The organism is Ideonella aquatica, assembly GCF_018069755.1.
GTDB lineage: Bacteria > Pseudomonadota > Gammaproteobacteria > Burkholderiales > Burkholderiaceae_C > Ideonella > Ideonella aquatica.
In genome coordinates, this window is record NZ_JAGQDE010000005.1 from 80,614 (window position 1) to 99,858 (window position 19,245).

The following is a 19,245-nucleotide window of genomic DNA, read 5'->3' on the forward strand; positions in this document are numbered from 1 at the left end:
TTGGAAATGAAAAAAGGGCAGCCCGCCGGGCTGCCCTGAAAAGGTCGCCCCCGGACCGCAGTCCGGTGGGCGTCCCGATCACGAAGAGACTCTCGGCGATCAGAAGAAGCCCAGCTTGTGCGGGCTGTAGCTGACCAGCAGGTTCTTGGTCTGCTGGTAGTGGTCCAGCATGACCTTGTGCGTCTCACGGCCGATGCCCGATTCCTTGTAGCCACCGAAGGCCGCATGCGCCGGGTAGGCGTGGTAGCAGTTGGTCCACACGCGGCCGGCCTGGATGCCGCGGCCCATGCGGTAGGCGCGGTTGCCGTCACGGCTCCACACGCCGGCGCCCAGACCGTAGGGGGTGTCGTTGGCGATCGCCAGGGCCTCGGCCTCGTCCTTGAAGGTGGTCACGGCCAGCACCGGGCCGAAGATCTCCTCGCGGAAGATGCGCATGTTGTTGTGGCCCTTGAACAGCGTCGGCTGGATGTAGTAGCCACCGGCCAGGTCGCCGCCCAGTTGCGCGGCGTTGCCACCGATCAGCACCTGCGCGCCCTCTTGCTTGCCCACTTCCAGGTAGGACTGGATCTTGTCCATCTGCATGGCCGAGGCCTGGGCGCCGATCATGGTGTCGGTGTCCAGCGGGCTGCCCTGCTTGATGGCAGCCACGCGCGGCAGCACGCGCGCCATGAACTTGTCGTAGACCGATTCCTGGATCAGCGCGCGCGACGGGCAGGTGCAGACCTCGCCCTGGTTGAAGGCGAACAGCACCAGGCCTTCGACGGCCTTGTCGAAGAAGGCGTCGTCGGCATCGGCGATGTCTTCAAAGAAGATGTTGGGGCTCTTGCCGCCCAGCTCCAGCGTGGCCGGGATCAGGTTGGCCGCAGCGGCCTGGCCGATGATCTTGCCGGTGGCGGTGGAGCCGGTGAAGGCGATCTTGGCGATGCGCTTGCTGTTGGCCAGCGGCATGCCGGCTTCGCGGCCAAAACCGTTGACGATGTTCAGCACGCCCGGGGGCAGCAGGTCGGCGATCAGCTCGGCCAGCACCAGGATCGAGATCGGGGTGCTCTCGGCAGGCTTGAGCACCACGCAGTTGCCGGCGCCCAGCGCAGGGGCCAGCTTCCAGGCGGCCATCAGGATCGGGAAGTTCCAGGGAATGATCTGGCCGACCACGCCCAGCGGCTCATGCAGGTGGTAGGCCACCGTGTTCTCGTCGATCTCGCTGATCGCGCCTTCCTGGGCACGCACGCAGCCAGCAAAGTAGCGGAAATGGTCCACCGTCAGCGGGATGTCGGCGGCCAGCGTCTCGCGGATCGGCTTGCCGTTGTCCACCGTCTCGGCGTAGGCCAGCTTCTCGAGGTTGGCTTCCAGGCGGTCGGCGATCTTCAGCAGGATGTTGGCGCGCTCGGCCGGCGCGGTCTTGCCCCAGGCGTCCTTGGCCTTGTGGGCGGCGTCCAGCGCCAGCTCGATGTCGGCTTCGGTGGAACGCGCGGCCTGGGTGTAGACCTTGCCGTTGATCGGCGTGACCACATCGAAGTACTGACCGCCCACCGGCGCGACAAACTTGCCGCCGATGAAGTTGTCGTAACGGGTCTTGTACTGGACCGGGGCGCCGGCGGTACCGGGGTAGGCATACAGCATGGTGTGTCTCCTGTGCTTGGTTGCGGCGCCGTGAACCGCTCACCGCGCTGCGCGGCGGCCGCTTTGCAGCGTTCGTGCCATCGCAAGTTCGGCCAGGATCGGCGGGATCGCTGCGCAAATCGGGCCCGGAACCTGCACAGCCTTGTGCAGCACCGGCAAAAGATCGGTGCACCTGTTCCGACACGACGCACATGTCCCCGCAGATTCCGCTGAAATGCTCGCCAGGCCAGTCCCCGGACCGCCGAACCCTGGTGAACACCCTCATGCAAGAGTTTGCATAGGACGATGCGATTGCTCCGAGGCTGAACCATGCACCACGCCCTGACCCCCGTCCTGCCACCCGCCGCTGTGCGCGAGGCCAGGCGCCAACTGAACAACTCCGGCGAGGTTTCGACCGAACTGCTGGGCCCGCTGCTGGCCCGCAGCTGGCAACGCTGCGCCAGCGCGGGCTTGCAGCCCGATGGCCGCACACCCGGCACACCGCATGCGTCGGCAGCGCAACTGGCGCGGGCGCTGGAGCTGCAACGCGATCTGCTGTCGCACGCCCGCCCGGTGATGGAGTTCCTGCACGAACAGACCCGCGACACCGACAGCATGGTGATCCTGGCCGATGCCCAGGGCATGCTGCTGCACGCGCTGGGCGATGCCCGGTTCATCGACCGCGCCGAGCGCGTGGCGCTGCGCCCCGGTGCCACCTGGCACGAACGCTGGCGCGGCACCAACGCGATCGGCACCGCGCTGCAGGAGGCCCAGCCAGTGTCGGTGCATGCCGGCGAGCACTTCCTGGAGCGCAACGGCTTTCTCACCTGCGCGGCCGCCCCCATCCACGATCCCACCGGCCGCGTGCTGGGTGCGCTTGACCTGTCGGGAGACCACCGCGGATTCCACCGCCACACGCTGGGGCTGGTGCGTTCCGCCGTGCGCATGATCGAGCACGGTCTGTTCCAGTCACGCCATGGCCAGGGCCTGCGCCTGCGCCTGCATGCGCAGCGCGAAGGCCTGGGCTCGCTGACCGAAGGCCTGCTGGCGCTGAGCGAGGACGGCTGGCTGGTGGGCGCCAATGACAGCGCGCTGAAGCTGCTGGGCCTGACCTGGACCGATGTGGCCGCGCGCCGCCTGCCCGACCTGCTGGCACTGGAGACCGCGCAGTTGCTGGCCAGCGCCCACCGCGGTCTGCGTCAGCCGCAGCCCACGCAGACGCGCGATGGCCGCAGCCTGTGGTGGGTCGCCGAGGCCGACCGGCAGACCGTGGCCTCGCTGCGCCCGCCCGCGCCAGTGCTGCCTGCCGCGGCCGACGCCCTGGCCGCGCTGGACACCGGCGACAGCGCGCTGCGCGCCGCACTGGAGCGCGCGCGGCGCGTGCAGGGCAAGCCGATCGCGCTGCTGCTGCTGGGCGAATCGGGCGTGGGCAAGGAGGTTTTCGCCCGGGCGGTGCATGCCAGCGGCCCGCGGCACGAGCAGGCCTTCGTCGCCGTGAACTGCGCGGCGCTGCCGGAGACCCTGATCGAGGCTGAACTGTTTGGCTACCGCCCAGGCGCCTTCACCGGTGCCCACCGCGACGGCGCCCCGGGTCGCATCCGCGAAGCCGATGGCGGCACGCTGTTCCTGGACGAAATCGGCGACATGCCGCTGGCGATGCAGGGCCGCCTGCTGCGCGTGCTGCAGGAGCGCCAGGTGACGCCACTGGGTGGCGGCAAGCCGGTGCCGGTGGATGTGCAGCTGGTGTGCGCCACCCACCGACCGCTGCGCGAGGACATGAAGGCTGGCCGCTTCCGCGAGGACCTGTACTACCGCATCAACGGCCTGGCGCTGCAGTTGCCACCCTTGCGCGAGCGCCAGGACCTGGCCGAGCTGGTGCAGCGCCTGCTGGGCGAGATCCGCCCCGGGCTGGCCACCACACTGTCACCCGAGCTGACCACGCTGGCCGCCCGCTACGCCTGGCCGGGCAACCTGCGCCAATTGGCCAATGCGCTGCGCACCGCCTGTGCGCTGATGGACGAGCGCGAGGACGAGATCGGCTGGGAGCATCTGCCCGATGACCTGGCCGAGGACCTGCGCCTGCTTCGCGACCTCGGCGGAGCCCAACCAACGCGGCCCGCGGCTGAAGGCACGCTGCGCGACCTCGAGCGCCAACAGGTCGAGGCCGCGATGGCCCTGGCCCGGGGCAATGTGTCGGAGGCGGCACGCCGCCTGGGCGTGAGCCGCAATACGCTGTACCGGAGGCTGCGCCAGGGCGGCGCCTGACGCCATGCCGGGCGCGCGGTCAGAAGTACTCGACGGCGTCCGCGGTGGTGCTGTCGGCCGCTGCGGTCGGCAGCGCGGTCGGTGGCAGCGCAGCGAGCTTCGGCTGGGGTGCTGACACCTCGACCGACGGTCCGGCGGCGACAGACGGCCGCGCATCGCCCTCGCCCAGCCGGAAGGCGCCCAGCACCGATTCGAGCTGCTGGCCGCGGTTGTGCAGCGCACCGGCAATGCGCGCCAGCGACGCGGCCATGGCAGCGTTGTCGCGCGTCAGCTCGTCCACCTCGCGTACCGCGCCGGTGACCGTTTCGATGCTGCCGGCGTGTTCGCTGGTGTCGGCTGACAGCGTGGCGAAGACCTCGCCCACGTTGCGCACAGAGCGCACGATCTCGCCCATCGCCGTGCCGGCCTCATCAACCAGCTGCGTGCCCTGGTGAACCGTTTCGTTGGAGCGCTGGATCAGCGCCTTGATCTGTGAGGCACTGGCCGCCGAGCGCAGCGCCAGCGAGCGCACCTCGGCCGCCACCACCGCGAAGCCGCGGCCCTGCTCGCCCGCGCGCGCGGCCTCGACCGCGGCATTCAGCGCCAGGATGTTGGTCTGAAAGGCGATGCCGTCGATGACGCTGATGATCTCGGCGATTTCGCGCGAAGAACCGTCGATCTCGCGCATCGTGTGGACCACGCGCCCGAACAGCTCGGCGCCGTGTTCGGCCTGGCGCGACGCATGCTCGGCGGTGCTGCGCGCTTCCATCGCGGCATCGGCGCTGCTCTTGACGATCACGCTGATCTGCTCAAGCGTCATCACGGTGTCGCGCAGGCCGGCCGCACCGCGCTCGGTGCGGGCGGTCAGCTGGTGGGACTCGCCGGCCAGCTCGGCCGAGGCCGACTGCACCTCGGACGAGGCCGCCCGGGCCTCGCGCAGCGCACCGGCCATGCGGTCCTGCAGATCGCGCAGGCGCTTGCCCAGCGTTGACTCGGCGCGCACGGCGCTCAGATTCAGGCGGATCGGCCCCTGCTGGCCCATGGCCCGGATCAGGAAGGTGACGTCGGCGTTCTCGGCGAACTGTCGGCCCAGCTGCCGTGTCCGCGTCGACAGCAGCGCGCCTTGAACGGCCAGCAGCAGCAGCGGCATCGGCTGCAGTGGCGAGGTGGCCAGGCCGGTGAAGGACAGCAGCAGCGGAGTGGCCAGCAAGGCGGCGGTGGCGCCGCTCAGCAGGGGCAGGCTGCGCAGCGGTGGCAGCAGGCTCAGTGTCAGCATCGACACCAGCGCCCCCTGAGCGGTGTCGGGTGCCAGGCCCTGCCAGCCCATGGCCAGCAGCAGTGTCGCGAAGCCGACCGCCACCGTGTCCGCGCGGCGCCAGCGACGCCAGGTCCACAGCACGATGCCGACGGACGCACTGACGACAGCACCCAGCCAGACCGCATCGTGGGGCGTGGCATGAACGCCCAGCAGCGCCAGCAGCGCCAGGAAGGCGACCCCGGGCAGGAAGGAAGCGTTGGAGCTAGGCATCACGGAACAAGGCCCCAGCCACGGCAGGCGTGGATGGGTGATGGTTGATGAACTGGGAGCAGCTTACGGCGATCCATCGGTCGGACGTGCGGCGATATGCACCGCTGCAGCGCCGCATATGCAGGCTTTGGCGTCTGCGAGGCGACCTAGAGTCGCATCCGGCACCCTGGTGGCCGGCTCGCGCCGCGCCCCGGTGAAGCACCGTCAAGGACACCGCCTGCAGCGAGGACCCCACCCATGAAGCGCATCCTGATCGTCGAAGACCAGCCCGACATCCGCGAACTGATCCGCATGAGCCTGGAAGCCAGCGACTTCGAGATCCATGAGGCGGAGGACGGCGAGACCGCCCTGCAGATGACCCGCCAGCTGCAGCCCGACCTGCTGCTGCTGGACGTGATGATGCCCGGCTCGATCGACGGCATCGGCGTGTGCCAACGGCTCAGGGGCGACGCCTCGCACAAGCGCACCCGCATCGTGATGCTGTCGGCACGCAGTGGCGCTGCGGACCGTCAGGCCGGCCTGCGCGCCGGTGCCGACGACTACCTGGTCAAGCCCTTCAGCCCGCGGCAACTGCTGCAGGTTGTGCGGCGCAGCCTCTGATTCCACCGACGCACCGACACCCAGGGGCACCCGCGTGGAAGTCATTGAACACCACCGCCGCCGGCGCGCCCGCGCCGCCGGTGCGCCGGCTGACGCGCTGGCCCGCTGGCTGGGCCGCCCCTGGCCGACCGCCACGGTCGCCATCACGCTGGTGGTGGTTGCCGGACTGAGCGATCGCCTCGGCGCACTGGCCGCGCTGACCCTGGCGCTGCTGCTGTGGCGGCAGTCGGCCTTGCGCTGGCGGGCCGAACGGTCGATGGCTGACCGTGGTGACGAGGTGGCGGCACGCACCCGCTGGCTGGATGCGGTCAGCGGCCTGTCGCCCGACGCGGTCCTGGTGTTCGAGCGCGACACCGAGGGTCTGCTGCGCCTGGTCTTCACCAACCCGGCCTTCAGTGCCTTGTTTGGGCTGCGTCCCGAGGAGTTGCTGGGCCTGAGCGAAGCCGCCACCGACGAGTGGCTGGCCGGTCTGGCCAGCGACGAGCGCCCGATGCCGCCGCTGCTGGACGGCGACGCCCGCATCGAGCTGGCCGGGCCGCCGCTGCGCACCTTGCTGCGCACCTCGCGCGAGGACCGCAGTCAGCGCGTCTACTACTTCCGCGACATCACCCACGAGACGGCGGTGGAGCGGCTCAAGAGCGAGTTCCTGACCACCGCCGCGCACGAGCTGCGCACGCCGCTGGCCAGCGTCTACGGCTTTTCCGAGCTGCTGGCCGGTGGCCGCCTGAGCGACGAACGCCGCCAGCAGGTGTGCGCGGTCGTGCACCGCCAGGCGGGCGTGCTCAAGCACCTGGTGGACGAGCTGCTGGACCTGGCGCGCCTGGATGCGCGTGGCGACGCCGACTTCCAGCGCCAGCCCTGCGACCTGCGCGACATCGCTCACGAGGCCATCGAATCGACCCGCTCACCCGATGAGGACGACCGGCTGCAATGCGCCAGTGGCGAGCAGGCGCTGTGGGTCATGGGCGACGCCTTGCGCCTGCGCCAGGCGCTGGTCAACCTGCTGGCCAACGGCCTGAAATACTCGGTGGCACCGGCACCGGTGCAATTGCTGCTGCACCACGAACGCCAGGATGGCCAGGACTGGGCGGTGGCCACCATCAGCGACCAGGGCATCGGCATGACGCCAGAGCAGCAAGAGCGCGCCTTCGAGCGCTTCTACCGCGCCGACCCCTCAGGCCACCTGCTCGGGGCCGGGTTGGGCCTGTCGATCGTGCAGGAGATCGTGCAGCACCACGGCGGCCGCATCAGCCTGCGCAGCCAGGCCGGCGTGGGCAGCCACTTCTCGGTGTGGCTGCCGGTCTGCGCGGCCGCAGACGCGCCGATGGTTCAGCCCCGCGAAGCCGCCGAGCTCACCAGCTGACCTCACGGTCGGGTGTGGCGCCGATGCGGTGGATCGACAGGTCCGCGCCTTCGTACTCCTCCTCCTGGCTCAGGCGCAGGCCCAGCATGGCCTTGATCACGCCGTAGACCACCAGGCCGCCGGCAAAGGCCCAGGCCACGCCGGCCAGCGTGCCGATCAGCTGCGCGCCCACCGTGACGCCACCCAAACCGCCCAGTGCGCTCTGTCCGAAGATGCCGCAGGCGATGCCGCCCCAGGCGCCACACAGGCCGTGCAGCGGCCAGACGCCCAGCACATCGTCGATCTTCCAGCGGTTCTGGGTGAGCGTGAACAGCGAGACGAAGATCGCCCCGGCCACGCCGCCCACCACCAGCGCGCCGACCGGGTGCATCAGGTCCGAGCCCGCGCACACCGCCACCAGGCCCGCCAGCGGGCCGTTGTAGGCAAAGCCCGGGTCGTTCTTGCCCATGAGCACGGCCACCAGCGTGCCGCCGACCATGGCCATCAGCGAGTTCACGGCCACCAGGCCCGAGATCTTGTCGATGGTCTGCGCGCTCATCACGTTGAAGCCGAACCAGCCCACCGCCAGGATCCAGGCGCCCAGCGCCAGGAAGGGAATGCTCGACGGCGGGTGCGCGCTCATCGCGCCATCCTTGCGATAGCGGTTTTGCCGCGCGCCCAGCAACAGCACCGCGGCCAGGCCGATCCAGCCGCCCACCGCATGCACCACCACCGAGCCGGCGAAGTCATGGAACTCGGCGCCGGCCACGCCCTTGAGCCAGGCCTGCAGTTCAAACTTGCCGCCCCAGACCACCCCCTCGAACACCGGGTAGATCAGGCCCACCAGCAGCGCAGTGGCCAGCAACTGCGGCTGGAAGCGTGCGCGCTCGGCAATGCCGCCCGACACGATGGCCGGGATCGCCGCCGCAAAGGTCAGCAGGAAGAAGAACTTGACCAGCTCGTAACCGTTCTTGGCGGCCAGCGTTTCCGCGCCACTGAAGAAGCTCACGCCATAGGCCACGGTGTAGCCGACGAAGAAGTAGGCAATGGTCGACACCGCGAAGTCGACCAGGATCTTGACCAGGGCATTGACCTGGTTCTTCTTGCGCACTGTGCCCAGCTCCAGGAAGGCGAAGCCCGCGTGCATGGCCAGCACCATGATGGCGCCGAGCAGAATGAACAGGGCATCGGTGCCCTGCTTGACCTGATCCATCGTGACTCTCCGGTGGGCGGCGGCGCACCATGGCCGCGCGAAAACCGCACCAGGAAAGCAATCGATGTGCCCGCGTTGGTGCATGCATGCACCGGCAGCCGGCCACGGCAGCGCACCAGGTGCGCGCCTCGCCGCTCAGTGGCGGTGCGCGTGCGCACCTATCCAGTGCATTGTCACGTCAGTGGCGACTCACATCATCTCGGCCGTGCGGACCGCGACCAGCACCACCTCGCCCCGCTCCTCCCGCGGGCGGTGCCGCAGCCACCACACGCTGCCCTTCTTCACCGCCCAGGGCTGCAGCGCGCTGGCGTCGGCCCCCAGGCGGGCGCCGGTCATCAGGTAGGCCGCCGCCAGACCCAGCGTGGGCTGGTGGCCGACCACCAGCACCGGCTCGCGGGCCTCGGGCCAGCGCGCGGCCGCCAGCAGGCCCTCGACACTGCCATCGGGCGACAAGGCGTCGACCAATTTGACTCGGCGGTCCAGCGCGGCAGCGGTCTGCTGACAGCGCAGCGCCGGGCTGCTCAGCACCCGCGCGCCGGCGGGCAGGAAGTGGTTGAGCCACTCGGCCGCGCGCCGGGCCTGCTTCAGGCCGCGCGGCGTCAGGCCGCGGTGCGGGTCGTCGATGCCGGGGGCCAGTTCCTCGGCCTCGGCATGGCGCCACAGGATCAGGTCCATTCAGCCCCCGTAGCGCGCCAACAGCGCGGCCTGGGCGCCAGGGCCGTCGGTGGCGATCCGTTCGTAGCGGCCGTCAGCGCGCAACTGCCAAGCGTCACGCGCATCGTGCAGGTAGGGCATCAGCGCCTCGTCGATCACGCGCTGGCGCAGCGACGGGTCGCGCAAGGGCCAGGCCACCTCGACCCGGCGCGTCATGTTGCGGTTCATCCAGTCGGCGCTGGACAGGTACAGCGCCTCCTCATCATCCGCATCCCCCCAGCGCAGGTAGATGATGCGCGAGTGCTCCAGGAAGCGACCAACGATTGAGCGCACGCGCACCCGTTCGGTCCAGCCCGGCAGGCCCGGCGGCAGCATGCAGGCGCCGCGCACGATCAGGTCGATCTCGGCACCGGCCTGCGCAGCACGCACCAGCGCGTCGATCAGCGGCAGGTCGGTCAGCGCATTGCACTTGAGCACCACCCGCGCCGAGCGGCCGTGGCGGGCGGCATCGGCCACGCGGCGCAGCAGACCCAGCAGCCGGTCCTGCAGCACGAAGGGCGCGGTCAGCAATTGGCGCGGCGGCCGCACGCGCGCCTGGCTGGCGATCTGCTGGAACACGCCCTCGGCGTCGGCGCACAGCTGCGGGTCGGCGCTGAGCATGCCCAGGTCGGTGTAGAAGCGCGCTGTCTTCGGGTTGTAGTTGCCGGTCGACAGGTGCAGGTAGTCGCGCAGGCGGGTGCGGCCGCGGCGGTCGCTCTCGCGGCGGGTCACCAGCAGCAGCTTGGCATGGGTCTTCAGGCCCACCACGCCATACACCACCTGGGCGCCCACCGCCTCCAGGCGCTCGGCCCAGTTGATGTTGGCCTCTTCATCGAAGCGCGCCTTGAGCTCAACCACCGCGGTGACTTCCTTGCCGCGGCGCGCCGCCTCGACCAGCAGGTCGCCCAGCACCGACTTGTCGCCGGTGCGGTAGATGGTCTGGCGGATCGCCAGCACGTCGGGGTCGTGCACCGCCTGGCGCAGGAATTCGACGACCGGCTCGAAACTCTCGAAGGGGTGGTGCAGCAGCAGGTCGCGTTCGCGCAGCAGCTCGAACACCGAGGCCCCACGCGGCCAGCGGCGCTCGGGCCAGCGGGGCTCGAAGCCCGGGAAACGCAGGCCGCCGGGATCGTCGGCCTGGTCGATCAGCTGGTTCAGGCGCACCAGGTTGACCGGGCCGTTGACGCGGTAGACGGCGGCATCAGGCAGGTCAAACTGCTCCAGCAGCAGGCGCCACAGCGCCTCGGGGCAGGTGTTGACCACCTCCAGGCGGATCGCCTGGCCGTAGTGGCGGGTGCTCAGGCCCGAGCGCAGCGCCTGGCGCAGGTTGGCCACGTCCTCCTCGTCGACATCCAGGTCGGAGTCGCGCGTGACACGGAACTGCGAGAAGGCCTCCACCGTGCGGCCCGGAAACAGCGCTTCCAGGTGCGCCCGCATCACGCTGGTCAGCATCACGAAAACCTGCTGGCCCGGCGCGCACACCGCGGCCGGCAGGCGGATCACCCGCGGCAGCACGCGCGGCACCTTGACGATGGCGATCGCGTTCTCGCGGCCGAAGGCGTCCTGGCCCGAGAGCTGGACGATGAAGTTCAGCGACTTGTTGGCCACCAGCGGAAACGGGTGCGCCGGATCCAGCACCACCGGCATCAGCAGCGGCCGCACCTCGCGCTCGAAAAAGCGCTCGACCCAGCGGCGCTGCGCGGCGTCGCGCTGGGCATGGTTGAGGACCAGCACGCCCTGCCCGGCCAGTGCCGGCATCACCTCGTCATTGAACAGCGCGTACTGCTCGTCGATCAGCGCGTGCGCCTCGGCCGCCACATCGGCCAGGCTGCCCGGCTCGCTGGCGCCGCTGCGCGCGGCCTCGACGACGTCGGCAAAGCGCACCTCGAAGAACTCGTCCAGGTTGGACGAGACGATGGTGATGTAGCGCAGCCGCTCCAGCAGCGGCACATCGGAGCGGCGCGCCTGGGCGAGCACGCGGCGGTTGAATTCCAGCAGCGAGCGCTCGCGGTCGAGCAGGGGCACGGCACGGTCCGGACGGGTCATGCCGGACAGTGTATGAACGTCGCGTGACGCTCCCGTGACAGCAGGCCGTCAGATGGCCTGCCCGCTGTCACACGGCGGCCGCCCGGCTCAGGCCAGATCGAAGGGCAGTTGGCGGATCGGCTTGCCCGTCAGCCGCGCCACGGCATTGGCAAAGGCCGGTGCCAGCGGCGGCAGGCCCGGCTCGCCCATGCCGGTGGGCGCGTCGGCGCTGGGCACGATGTGCACCGAGAAGCTGGGCATGTCGCTCATCCGGGCCACGGTGTAGTCGCCAAAGTTCTGCTGCTCCACCACGCCGTCCTTCAAGGTGATCGCCGCGCCAGGCAGGCACATGCCCAGACCCATCAGCGCCGCCCCCTGGACCTGGGCTTCCACGGTGCGCGGGTTGACCGCCAGGTTGCAGTGCACGCCCGCGGTGACCCGGTGCAGCGTCGGCCGGCCGCCCTGCAGCGAGGCCTCGACCACATAGGCCACCACCGAATTGAAGGACTCGTGCAGCGCCACGCCCCAGGCACGTCCTGCGGGCAGCGGCGTCTTGCCGTAGCCGCTGCGCGCCACGGCCAGGTCCAGCGCCGCACGGTGGCGCGGGTGCTTGTCGCCCATCAGCGACAGCCGGTAGGCGACCGGGTCCTGCTGGGTCTCGCGGGCGATCTGGTCAATCAGCGTCTCCATCACGAAGGCGGTGTGGGTGCTGCCCACGCTGCGCCACCACAGCACCGGCACGTTCTGCTTGGGGTGGTGCACGGTCAGGCGCATCGGCAAGGCGTAGGGTTCGCGCATGCCTTCGACCGCGGTGTTGTCGATGCCGTTCTTGACCATCATGGCCTCGAAGGGACTGCCCGCCACGATGGACTGGCCGACGATCGCGTGGTCCCAGGCCAGCACACGGCCCTGGGCATCGAAGCCGATCTGCGCGCGGTGCAGGTGCATCGGGCGGTAGTAGCCGCCGCGCAGGTCGTCCTCACGCGTCCAGACGGTCTGGATCGGCGCCTTCAGGCCGGCCGCCCGGGCCGCCTTGGCGATGCCGCAGGCTTCGACCACGTAGTCACTGCTGGGAATGGCCCGGCGGCCGAAGCCGCCGCCGGCCATCTGCACCTGCAGCGCCACCTGCTCGGGTTTCAGGCCCAGCACCCGCGCGGCGGCCATGCCGTCCAGGCCGGGCATCTGCGAGCCGGCCCAGAGGGTGGCGCCGTCGTCGCGCAGCTCGACCGTGCAGTTCAGCGGCTCCATCGGCGCATGGGCCAGGTAGGGGAAGCTGAACTCGGCCTCGATGCGCCGCGGCGCACTGGCCAGCGGGGCCATGTCGGCGTCAAAGTGCTTCGGGCCGGGCTGGCGGGCCAGCGCGCGGTACTCGGCCAGTTGGCGGGCGCTGTCGACCTTCTCGACACCCGAGGTGTCCCAGTCGATCTTCAGCGCCTGGCGGCCCTGAATCGCCGGCCAGGTGCCACGGGCGATGACCACCACGCCTTCGGCACCGCGGTCCAGCGGCACGCGCAGCACCGCCTGCACGCCCTTGACCGCCTTGGCCGCGCTGTCGTCCACCGCGCGCGGCTTGGCGCCAAACACCGGGGGCCGCGCGACCACCGCGGTCAGTTGGCCCGGGCGCTTCACATCCAGGCCGAAGGACTGGCGACCGCTGCTCTTGGCGCGCGCGTCCAGGCGCGGCGTGGGGCGGCCGACGATGCGGAACTGCGCCGGGTCCTTCAGCGCCACTTTCTCAGGCACCGGCAGCGCCATCGCGGCGGTGGCCAGCTCGCCGTAGCCGGCCTTCTGACCGGCCGGGCCGAGGACCGTGCCGGCCTCGGTGCGCAGCACCGCAGCGTCCACGCGCCAGCGTACGGCTGCCGCCTGCAGCAGCATGGCGCGGGTGCGTGCGCCCAGCTCGCGGTACTGGATGAAGCTGTTCTTGACCGAGTTGGAGCCACCGGTCAGGTGCAGGCCAAAGAGGGGGTCGGCATAGGCGCCGTCGTTGGTGCCCAGCTGGCTGCGCACGCGCGACCAGTCGGCGTCCAGCTCCTCGGCCAGCAGCATCGGCAGCGCGGTGTTGATGCCCTGACCAAACTCCAGCCGGTTGACGGTGATCGTCACTGTGCCGTCGGCATCGATCTTCACGAAAGCGGCGGGCTGTTGCTGGGGCTTCAGGCCCGGTGTCGGCGCGGTCTGGGCTGCGGCGGTCAGCGGAAACAGGCCCAGGCCGAAGCCACCGGCCACGCCCAGCTTCAGGAATTGGCGGCGGGGCAGTTCGGCGGGCTCGGCGGCGTCGCGCTCCAGCAGGTGTTGCAGGGCGCGGGGCATCTCGGCGGTGAGGTCGAAGTGCATATGGTGCCCTCCTTCAGGCCAGCGCGCGGGCGGCGTCGGCCACCGCGGCGCGGATGCGTTCGTAGGTGCCGCAGCGGCAGATGTTGCCGCTCATCGCGGCGTCGATCTCGGCGGGCGTGGGCTGCTTGCCCTTGGGCAGCGCAGCCAGGAAGGCGCTGGCCGCCATCACCTGCCCGCTCTGGCAGTAGCCGCACTGGGCCACGTCATGGCGCACCCAGGCGTCCAGCACCGCGCGGCCGACTCGGTCGTCACCGCCCGTCACGGCCTCGATGGTGGTGATGCGCTGGCCCTGGGCCAGGCTGAGCGGCGTGATGCAGGAGCGGGTGGCCTGGCCGTTGAGATGCACGGTGCAGGCGCCGCACTGGGCAACGCCACAGCCGAACTTGGTGCCGGTCAGGCCCAGTTCGTCGCGCAGCGCCCACAGCACCGGTGTGGCGGGGTCGACGTCGAGCGTGTGCTCGCGTCCGTTGACGTTCAGTGAAGCCATTGAAGGGGTCTCCCGGTTCTTGAGGGCGCCAGTGTCTCGGCGGTGTGCCCGCTGGCGGTAGCCTGATGCTGCGCGATGCTTGCCCAAACCTGCGCCAGACCGCAGCGTTGGGCAAGACCCGGATAGCATCGGGCCACCATGTTGCCTTCCTATCCACTGGTCCGTCTGCGCCAGCGCCTGTTGATCCATGCGCCCAATGTGGGCATGCAGTCGATCGCGGCCCTGCCCGATTTGCGCCTGATTCGCAACGACCAGCCCTACAGCAACCTGTGCGGCGCCTACGAGCCCTGCGTGGCGCTGATCGTGCAGGGCCGCAAGCGGCTGAGCCTGGGTGGCGCGGTGTTCGACTACGGCCCCGAGCGCTACCTGATCGCATCGATGGACCTGCCGGTCACCGCGGCACTGCTGGAGGCCAGTCCCGAGCGGCCCTACCTGGCCGTGGCGCTGCGGCTGGACCCCCGAGAGATCGCCTCGCTGATGCTGGAGGCGCCGCCGATGCCCGGCCAGCAGCGCCTGGACGATGACCGCGCACTGGGCACCGGCGCCGTCACGCCCGCGCTGCTCGACGCCTTCGACCGCCTGCTGGCGCTGCTCGAGCAGCCGGCCGACATCGCCGCGCTGGCGCCGCTGATCCAGCGCGAGATCCACTACCGCCTGCTGACCGGTGACGCCGGTGCCCGGCTGCGGCAAATGGCCACCGCCGGCAGCCCCAGCCAGCAGATCGCCCGCGCGGTGGCGCTGCTGAACCAGCGCTTCGACCAGCCGCTGCGGGTGGACGACCTGGCCCGCGAGGCCGGCATGGGCGCCTCGGTCTTCCACCAGCGCTTCAAGGCCCACACCGCGATGAGCCCGCTGCAGTACCAGAAGGCATTGCGCCTGTCCGAGGCGCGCCGGCTGATGCTCTCTGACCGCCTGGACGCTGCAGCGGCCGCCTACCGCGTGGGCTACGAGAGCCCGTCGCAGTTCAGCCGCGAGTACGCCCGGCGCTTTGGCGCGCCACCGGCGCGCGACATCGCGGCCTTGCGGGAGCGCGAGACCGCCTGATCGGGCTCAATGGGCTTCGTCCCAGTTGGCGCCCTGCCCCACCTCGGCCAGCAAAGGCACGCTCAGATCCGCCGCACCGGCCATCAGGCGCGGAATCGCCTCGCGCGCCCAGTCGATCTCGGCCTCGGGCACCTCCAGCACCAGTTCATCGTGCACCTGCATCACCATGCGGGTGGCGCGGCCCTCGTCGTCCAGCGCGCGCTGCACGGCGATCATCGCCAGCTTGATCAGGTCGGCCGCGGTGCCCTGCATCGGCGCGTTGATCGCCTGGCGCTCGGCGCCGGCCTTGCGCGGGCCGTTGCCGCCGCGGATCTCGGGCAGCACGATGCGCCGGCCAAACAGGGTTTCGACATAGCCCTTCTCGCGCGCACTGGCGCGGGTGGCCTCCATGTAGTCGCGCACGCCGGCAAAGCGTTCGAAGTAGCGGTCGATGTAGTTCTTCGCCGCCTTCTGGTCGATGCCCAGGCTCTGCGCCAGGCCAAAGGCACCCATGCCGTAGATCAGGCCGAAGTTGATCGTCTTGGCATAGCGGCGCTGCTCGGATGTGACCTCGGCCAGCGGGATGCCGAAGACCTCGGCGGCGGTGGCGCGGTGCACGTCCTGGCCCTCGGCGAAGGCGCGGGTCAGGCCGGGGTCACCGCTGATGTGGGCCATGATGCGCAGCTCGATCTGCGAGTAGTCGGCGCTCATCAGCACATGGCCGGGCGGCGCGATGAAGGCCTCGCGCACGCGTCGGCCCTCGGCCGTGCGGATGGGGATGTTCTGCAGGTTGGGGTCGTTGCTGGCCAGGCGGCCGGTGATGGCCACCGCCTGCGCGTAGTTGGTGTGTACGCGGCCGGTGCCGGGGTTGACCATCAGCGGCAGCTTGTCGGTGTAGGTGCCCTTGAGTTTGGCCAGGCTGCGGTGCTCCAGCAGAAGCGCCGGCAGCGGGTAGTCGGCGGCCAGTTCCTGCAGCACCTCTTCGTCGGTGCTGGGCGCGCCGCTGGCGGTCTTCTTCTTCACCGGCAGCCCCAGCTTGCCGAACAGGATCTCGCCGATCTGCTTGGGGCTGGCCATGTTGAAGGGCTGGCCGGCGGCCTCGTAGGCCTGCTGCTCCAGTGCCACCATGCGCTCGGCGAGTTGCTGGCTCTGCGCGGCCAGGCGCGCCGGGTCGATCAGCACGCCATGGCGCTCGATGCGCTGCAGGATGGCCATGGCCGGCATCTCGATGTCGGCATAAACGCGGCGCAGGCCGGGCTCGGCCTCGATCTGCGGCCACAACTGCTGGTGCAGCTGCACGCACATCTCGCTGTCCTCGCCGCTGTAGGTGCTGGCGCGCTCGATGTCGACCTGCGAGAACGGGATCTGGCTGGCGCCCTTGCCGCACAGCGCCTCGTAGCTCAGACCCTGGCGGCCCAGGTGGCGCTGGGCCAACTCTTCCAGGTTGTGGCGCAGGTGGGCCTCGAGCACATAGCTTTGCAGCAGCGTGTCATGGGTGTAGCCGCGCACGCGGATGCCGTGGTTGGCGAACACATGCAGGTCGTACTTGACGTTCTGACCCAGTTTGGCGGCGCTGTCGTCCTCCAGCCAGGGGCGCAGGCGCTGCAGTACCTCGTCCAGAGGCAGTTGGTCGGGTGCGCCGGGGTAGTCATGACCGGTGGGCACGTAGGCGGCGCGGCCGGGCTCGACGGCGAAGCTGATGCCCACGATGCGCGCGCGCATCGGGTCGAGCGAGTCGGTCTCGGTGTCCAGCGCGCTGATCGGCGCGGCGCGCAGCCGGGCGATCCAGTCGTCCAGCTGCGCCAGCGTGTGCACGGTCTGGTAGTCGCGCGGCAAGTCCACCGCCGGTGCGGGGGCGCTGTCGAACAGGTCGGGCGCGGCTGCCGGCGCCGCTGAGGGCGATCGGCCCAGTTGCTGCTCCAGGCTGCGCAGCGCGGTCTTGAAGCCGAAGCGGGTGTAGAAGCCGACCAGACCCTCGGCATCCGGCGCCTTCAGCGCCAGCGGCTCCAGCGCCGGCCAGCCGGGGATCTGGGCGGTCAGGTCGCAGTCGGTCTTCACAGTGATCAGCCGGCGGCCCAGCGGCAGCCAGTCCAGGGCCTTGCGCAGGTTGTCGCCGGCCACGCCCTTGATCGTGTCGGCGGCAGCGACGATGCCGTCCAGCGAGCCATGCTCCTGCAGCCACTTGACCGCGGTCTTCGGGCCTACCTTGTCAACGCCGGGCACGTTGTCCACCGCGTCGCCGATCAGCGTCAGGTAATCGATGATCAGCGACGGTGGCACGCCGAACTTGGCCAGCACCCCGGCCTCGTCGGACACGCTGGGCGGCTTGTCCATGGTGTTGATCAGCGACACGGCCGGCGTCACCAGCTGCGCCAGGTCCTTGTCGCCGGTGGAGATCACCACCCGGTGGCCGCTGGCCTCACCGAAGCGCGCCAGCGTGCCGATCGCGTCATCGGCCTCGATGCCAGGCACCTCCAGCACCGGCCAGCCCAGCAGCCGCACCACCTCGTGGATCGGCTCGATCTGGGCGCGCAGGTCGTCGGGCATCGGCGGGCGGTGGGCCTTGTACTCGGGGTACCACTCGTCGCGGAAGGTGGGGCCCTTGGCATCGAAGACGCACACCGCATGCTCGGCGCCGATGTGCTCGCGCAGCCAGCCCATCATGTTGACCACGCCGTGGATGGCCCCGGTGGGCACGCCCTCGGGGCCGCGCAGGTCGGGCATCGCGTGGTAGGCGCGGTACAGGTAGCTGGAGCCGTCGACCAGCAGCAGGATCGGGGCTTGGGAGGGGGCGTCGTTCATGGGGCGATTCTCGCCCGCCCGGCCGGCGGCGGCGGCGCCCTGCCTACAATCGGGGGATGCGCGCTTTTCTTCTCCTGGGTGCGGGCCTGCTGGCCCTGCCCGCCCACGCCGACCCTGCCGCCGGCACGCCCCTGCCTGGTGAGCCGCAGGTCATCCAGCGGGTCACCGAGGACGAGCAGGTGCGCATCGAGGAACTGCGCGTGCGCGGCCAGACCCGCCGCCTGACGGTGCAGCCCAAGGTCAAGGGCCTGGGTCCCTACGAGATCACCCCGCCCGAGCCTGGCCGCGACCCGGCCCAGGATCCCAAGGCTGGCCAGCGCATCTGGTTCTCGCTCAGCTTCTGAATGCCCCTTGGCGGCGGCCGCGTGCCGCGCGCCCCCTTCGTCCATGGCGGTCTACACCGAAGTCTCCCCCGCTCAGGCCGACACGCTGCTGGCCCGACTGGGCCTGGGCGCGCAGCACGGGCTGGTGCCGATATCCAGCGGCATCGAGAACACCAACTACTTCGTCAGCACCGACCAGGGAGAGTGGGTGCTGACGGTGTTCGAGCGGCTGTCTGCCGATCAACTGCCCTACTACCTGCGCCTGATGGCCCACCTGGCGGCGCAGGGCCTGCCGGTGCCGGCGCCGCGGCCTGATGCCGATGGCAAGCTGGTGCACACGCTGGCGGGCAAGCCGGCGGCGCTGGTGGAGCGCCTGCCCGGCGCCCCGGTGGACGCGCCGGACATCCACCACGTCGCCCTGCTGGGCACCCTGCTGGCCCGCCTGCACCAGGCGGTGGCCGACTTTCCGCTGCACCAGCCCAACCTGCGTGGCCCGGCCTGGCGCGCCCAGACCGGTGCGCGCGCCCAGGCGTGGCTGGAGGGTGGGCCAGCCGAGCTGCTGCAGGCCGAGCTGGCCTTCCAGGCGGCGCTGGCGGCTTCGCCCGCACTGGCCGCCTTGCCGCAGGGCGCGGTGCATGCCGACCTGTTCCGCGACAACGCGCTGTTTGACGGCGCACGGGGCCAGGAGCGGCTCTCGGGCGTGTTCGACTTCTACTTCGCCGGCCACGACCACTTCGCCTACGATCTGGCCGTGGTGCTCAACGACTGGTGCATCGACCTGGACAGCGGCGCGCTGGATGAAGCACGCGCCCAGGCCCTGCTGCAGGCCTACCAGGCGGTGCGCCCGCTGCAGGGCGCCGAGCAGCGCCTGCTGCCTGCGATGCGCCGCGCCGCCGCGCTGCGCTTCTGGTTGTCGCGCCTGGACGACTGGCACCGCCCGCGCGACGCCCAGTTGCTGACCCCAAAGGACCCGGCCCACTTCGAGCGCGTGCTGCGCCACGCGGTGGACCAACCCTGGCACCCCTGATC

14 protein-coding genes are annotated in these 19,245 nt (G+C 70.5%); 6 read left to right on the forward strand and 8 right to left on the reverse strand.

Annotation, left to right across the window (positions count from 1 at the left end; translation table 11 throughout):
* Positions 1-99 precede the first annotated feature (99 nt).
* Positions 100-1,620, reverse strand: coding sequence for an aldehyde dehydrogenase (gene adh, locus KAK06_RS07815; RefSeq protein WP_210801379.1), 1,521 nt, complete (start codon positions 1,618-1,620; stop codon positions 100-102).
* Between the two features lie 309 nt (positions 1,621-1,929).
* Between adh and KAK06_RS07820 the strand changes: the two genes are divergently transcribed.
* On the forward strand, positions 1,930-3,864 hold the full coding sequence (locus KAK06_RS07820; protein WP_210801380.1) for a sigma-54-dependent Fis family transcriptional regulator: 1,935 nt from the start codon (positions 1,930-1,932) through the stop codon (positions 3,862-3,864).
* 19 nt (positions 3,865-3,883) lie between these two features.
* Here the strand turns inward: KAK06_RS07820 and KAK06_RS07825 are convergent, their stop codons facing one another.
* A complete protein-coding gene (locus KAK06_RS07825; protein WP_210801381.1) occupies positions 3,884-5,371 on the reverse strand; it encodes a methyl-accepting chemotaxis protein in 1,488 nt (495 codons plus the stop codon).
* A 237-nt stretch (positions 5,372-5,608) separates the two neighbouring features.
* Here KAK06_RS07825 and KAK06_RS07830 point away from each other — a divergent pair, with 237 nt between their 5' ends.
* Together KAK06_RS07830 and KAK06_RS07835 are read left to right on the forward strand one after the other, a co-directional pair.
* Positions 5,609-5,971: a response regulator transcription factor gene (locus KAK06_RS07830; RefSeq protein ID WP_210801382.1), complete on the forward strand. Its 363-nt coding sequence runs from the start codon at positions 5,609-5,611 to the stop codon at positions 5,969-5,971.
* Between the two features lie 34 nt (positions 5,972-6,005).
* Positions 6,006-7,334: a sensor histidine kinase gene (locus tag KAK06_RS07835; RefSeq protein ID WP_210801383.1), complete on the forward strand. Its 1,329-nt coding sequence runs from the start codon at positions 6,006-6,008 to the stop codon at positions 7,332-7,334.
* Here the strand turns inward: KAK06_RS07835 and KAK06_RS07840 are convergent.
* From KAK06_RS07840 to KAK06_RS07860, 5 genes are all read right to left on the reverse strand, one after another.
* Complete coding sequence (locus KAK06_RS07840; RefSeq protein ID WP_210801384.1) at positions 7,324-8,526, reverse strand: ammonium transporter; 1,203 nt, start codon at positions 8,524-8,526, stop codon at positions 7,324-7,326. The genes KAK06_RS07835 and KAK06_RS07840 overlap by 11 nt on opposite strands.
* A 189-nt stretch (positions 8,527-8,715) precedes the next feature.
* Positions 8,716-9,201: a SixA phosphatase family protein gene (locus tag KAK06_RS07845; RefSeq protein WP_210801385.1), complete on the reverse strand. Its 486-nt coding sequence runs from the start codon at positions 9,199-9,201 to the stop codon at positions 8,716-8,718.
* Complete coding sequence (gene ppk1 / locus KAK06_RS07850) at positions 9,202-11,265, reverse strand: polyphosphate kinase 1 (RefSeq protein WP_210801386.1); 2,064 nt, start codon at positions 11,263-11,265, stop codon at positions 9,202-9,204.
* Between the two features lie 87 nt (positions 11,266-11,352).
* Positions 11,353-13,581, reverse strand: coding sequence for a xanthine dehydrogenase family protein molybdopterin-binding subunit (locus KAK06_RS07855; protein WP_210801387.1), 2,229 nt, complete (start codon positions 13,579-13,581; stop codon positions 11,353-11,355).
* A gap of 13 nt (positions 13,582-13,594) precedes the next feature.
* The gene (locus KAK06_RS07860) at positions 13,595-14,068 is read right to left on the reverse strand and encodes a (2Fe-2S)-binding protein (RefSeq protein ID WP_210801388.1); all 474 of its coding nucleotides are present in this window, start codon (positions 14,066-14,068) and stop codon (positions 13,595-13,597) included.
* Between the two features lie 138 nt (positions 14,069-14,206).
* Between KAK06_RS07860 and KAK06_RS07865 the strand changes: the two genes are divergently transcribed.
* A complete protein-coding gene (locus KAK06_RS07865) occupies positions 14,207-15,112 on the forward strand; it encodes an AraC family transcriptional regulator (protein WP_210801389.1) in 906 nt (301 codons plus the stop codon).
* A gap of 6 nt (positions 15,113-15,118) precedes the next feature.
* On the opposite strand, the gene polA is transcribed toward KAK06_RS07865, so the two are convergent.
* Complete coding sequence (gene polA, locus KAK06_RS07870; RefSeq protein ID WP_210801390.1) at positions 15,119-17,893, reverse strand: DNA polymerase I; 2,775 nt, start codon at positions 17,891-17,893, stop codon at positions 15,119-15,121.
* Between the two features lie 56 nt (positions 17,894-17,949).
* Between polA and KAK06_RS07875 the strand changes: the two genes are divergently transcribed.
* Positions 17,950-18,237: a hypothetical protein gene (locus KAK06_RS07875; RefSeq protein WP_210801391.1), complete on the forward strand. Its 288-nt coding sequence runs from the start codon at positions 17,950-17,952 to the stop codon at positions 18,235-18,237.
* Positions 18,238-18,280: 43 nt separating this feature from the next.
* On the forward strand, positions 18,281-19,243 hold the full coding sequence (locus tag KAK06_RS07880) for a homoserine kinase (RefSeq protein WP_210801392.1): 963 nt from the start codon (positions 18,281-18,283) through the stop codon (positions 19,241-19,243).
* Positions 19,244-19,245: the final 2 nt, after the last annotated feature.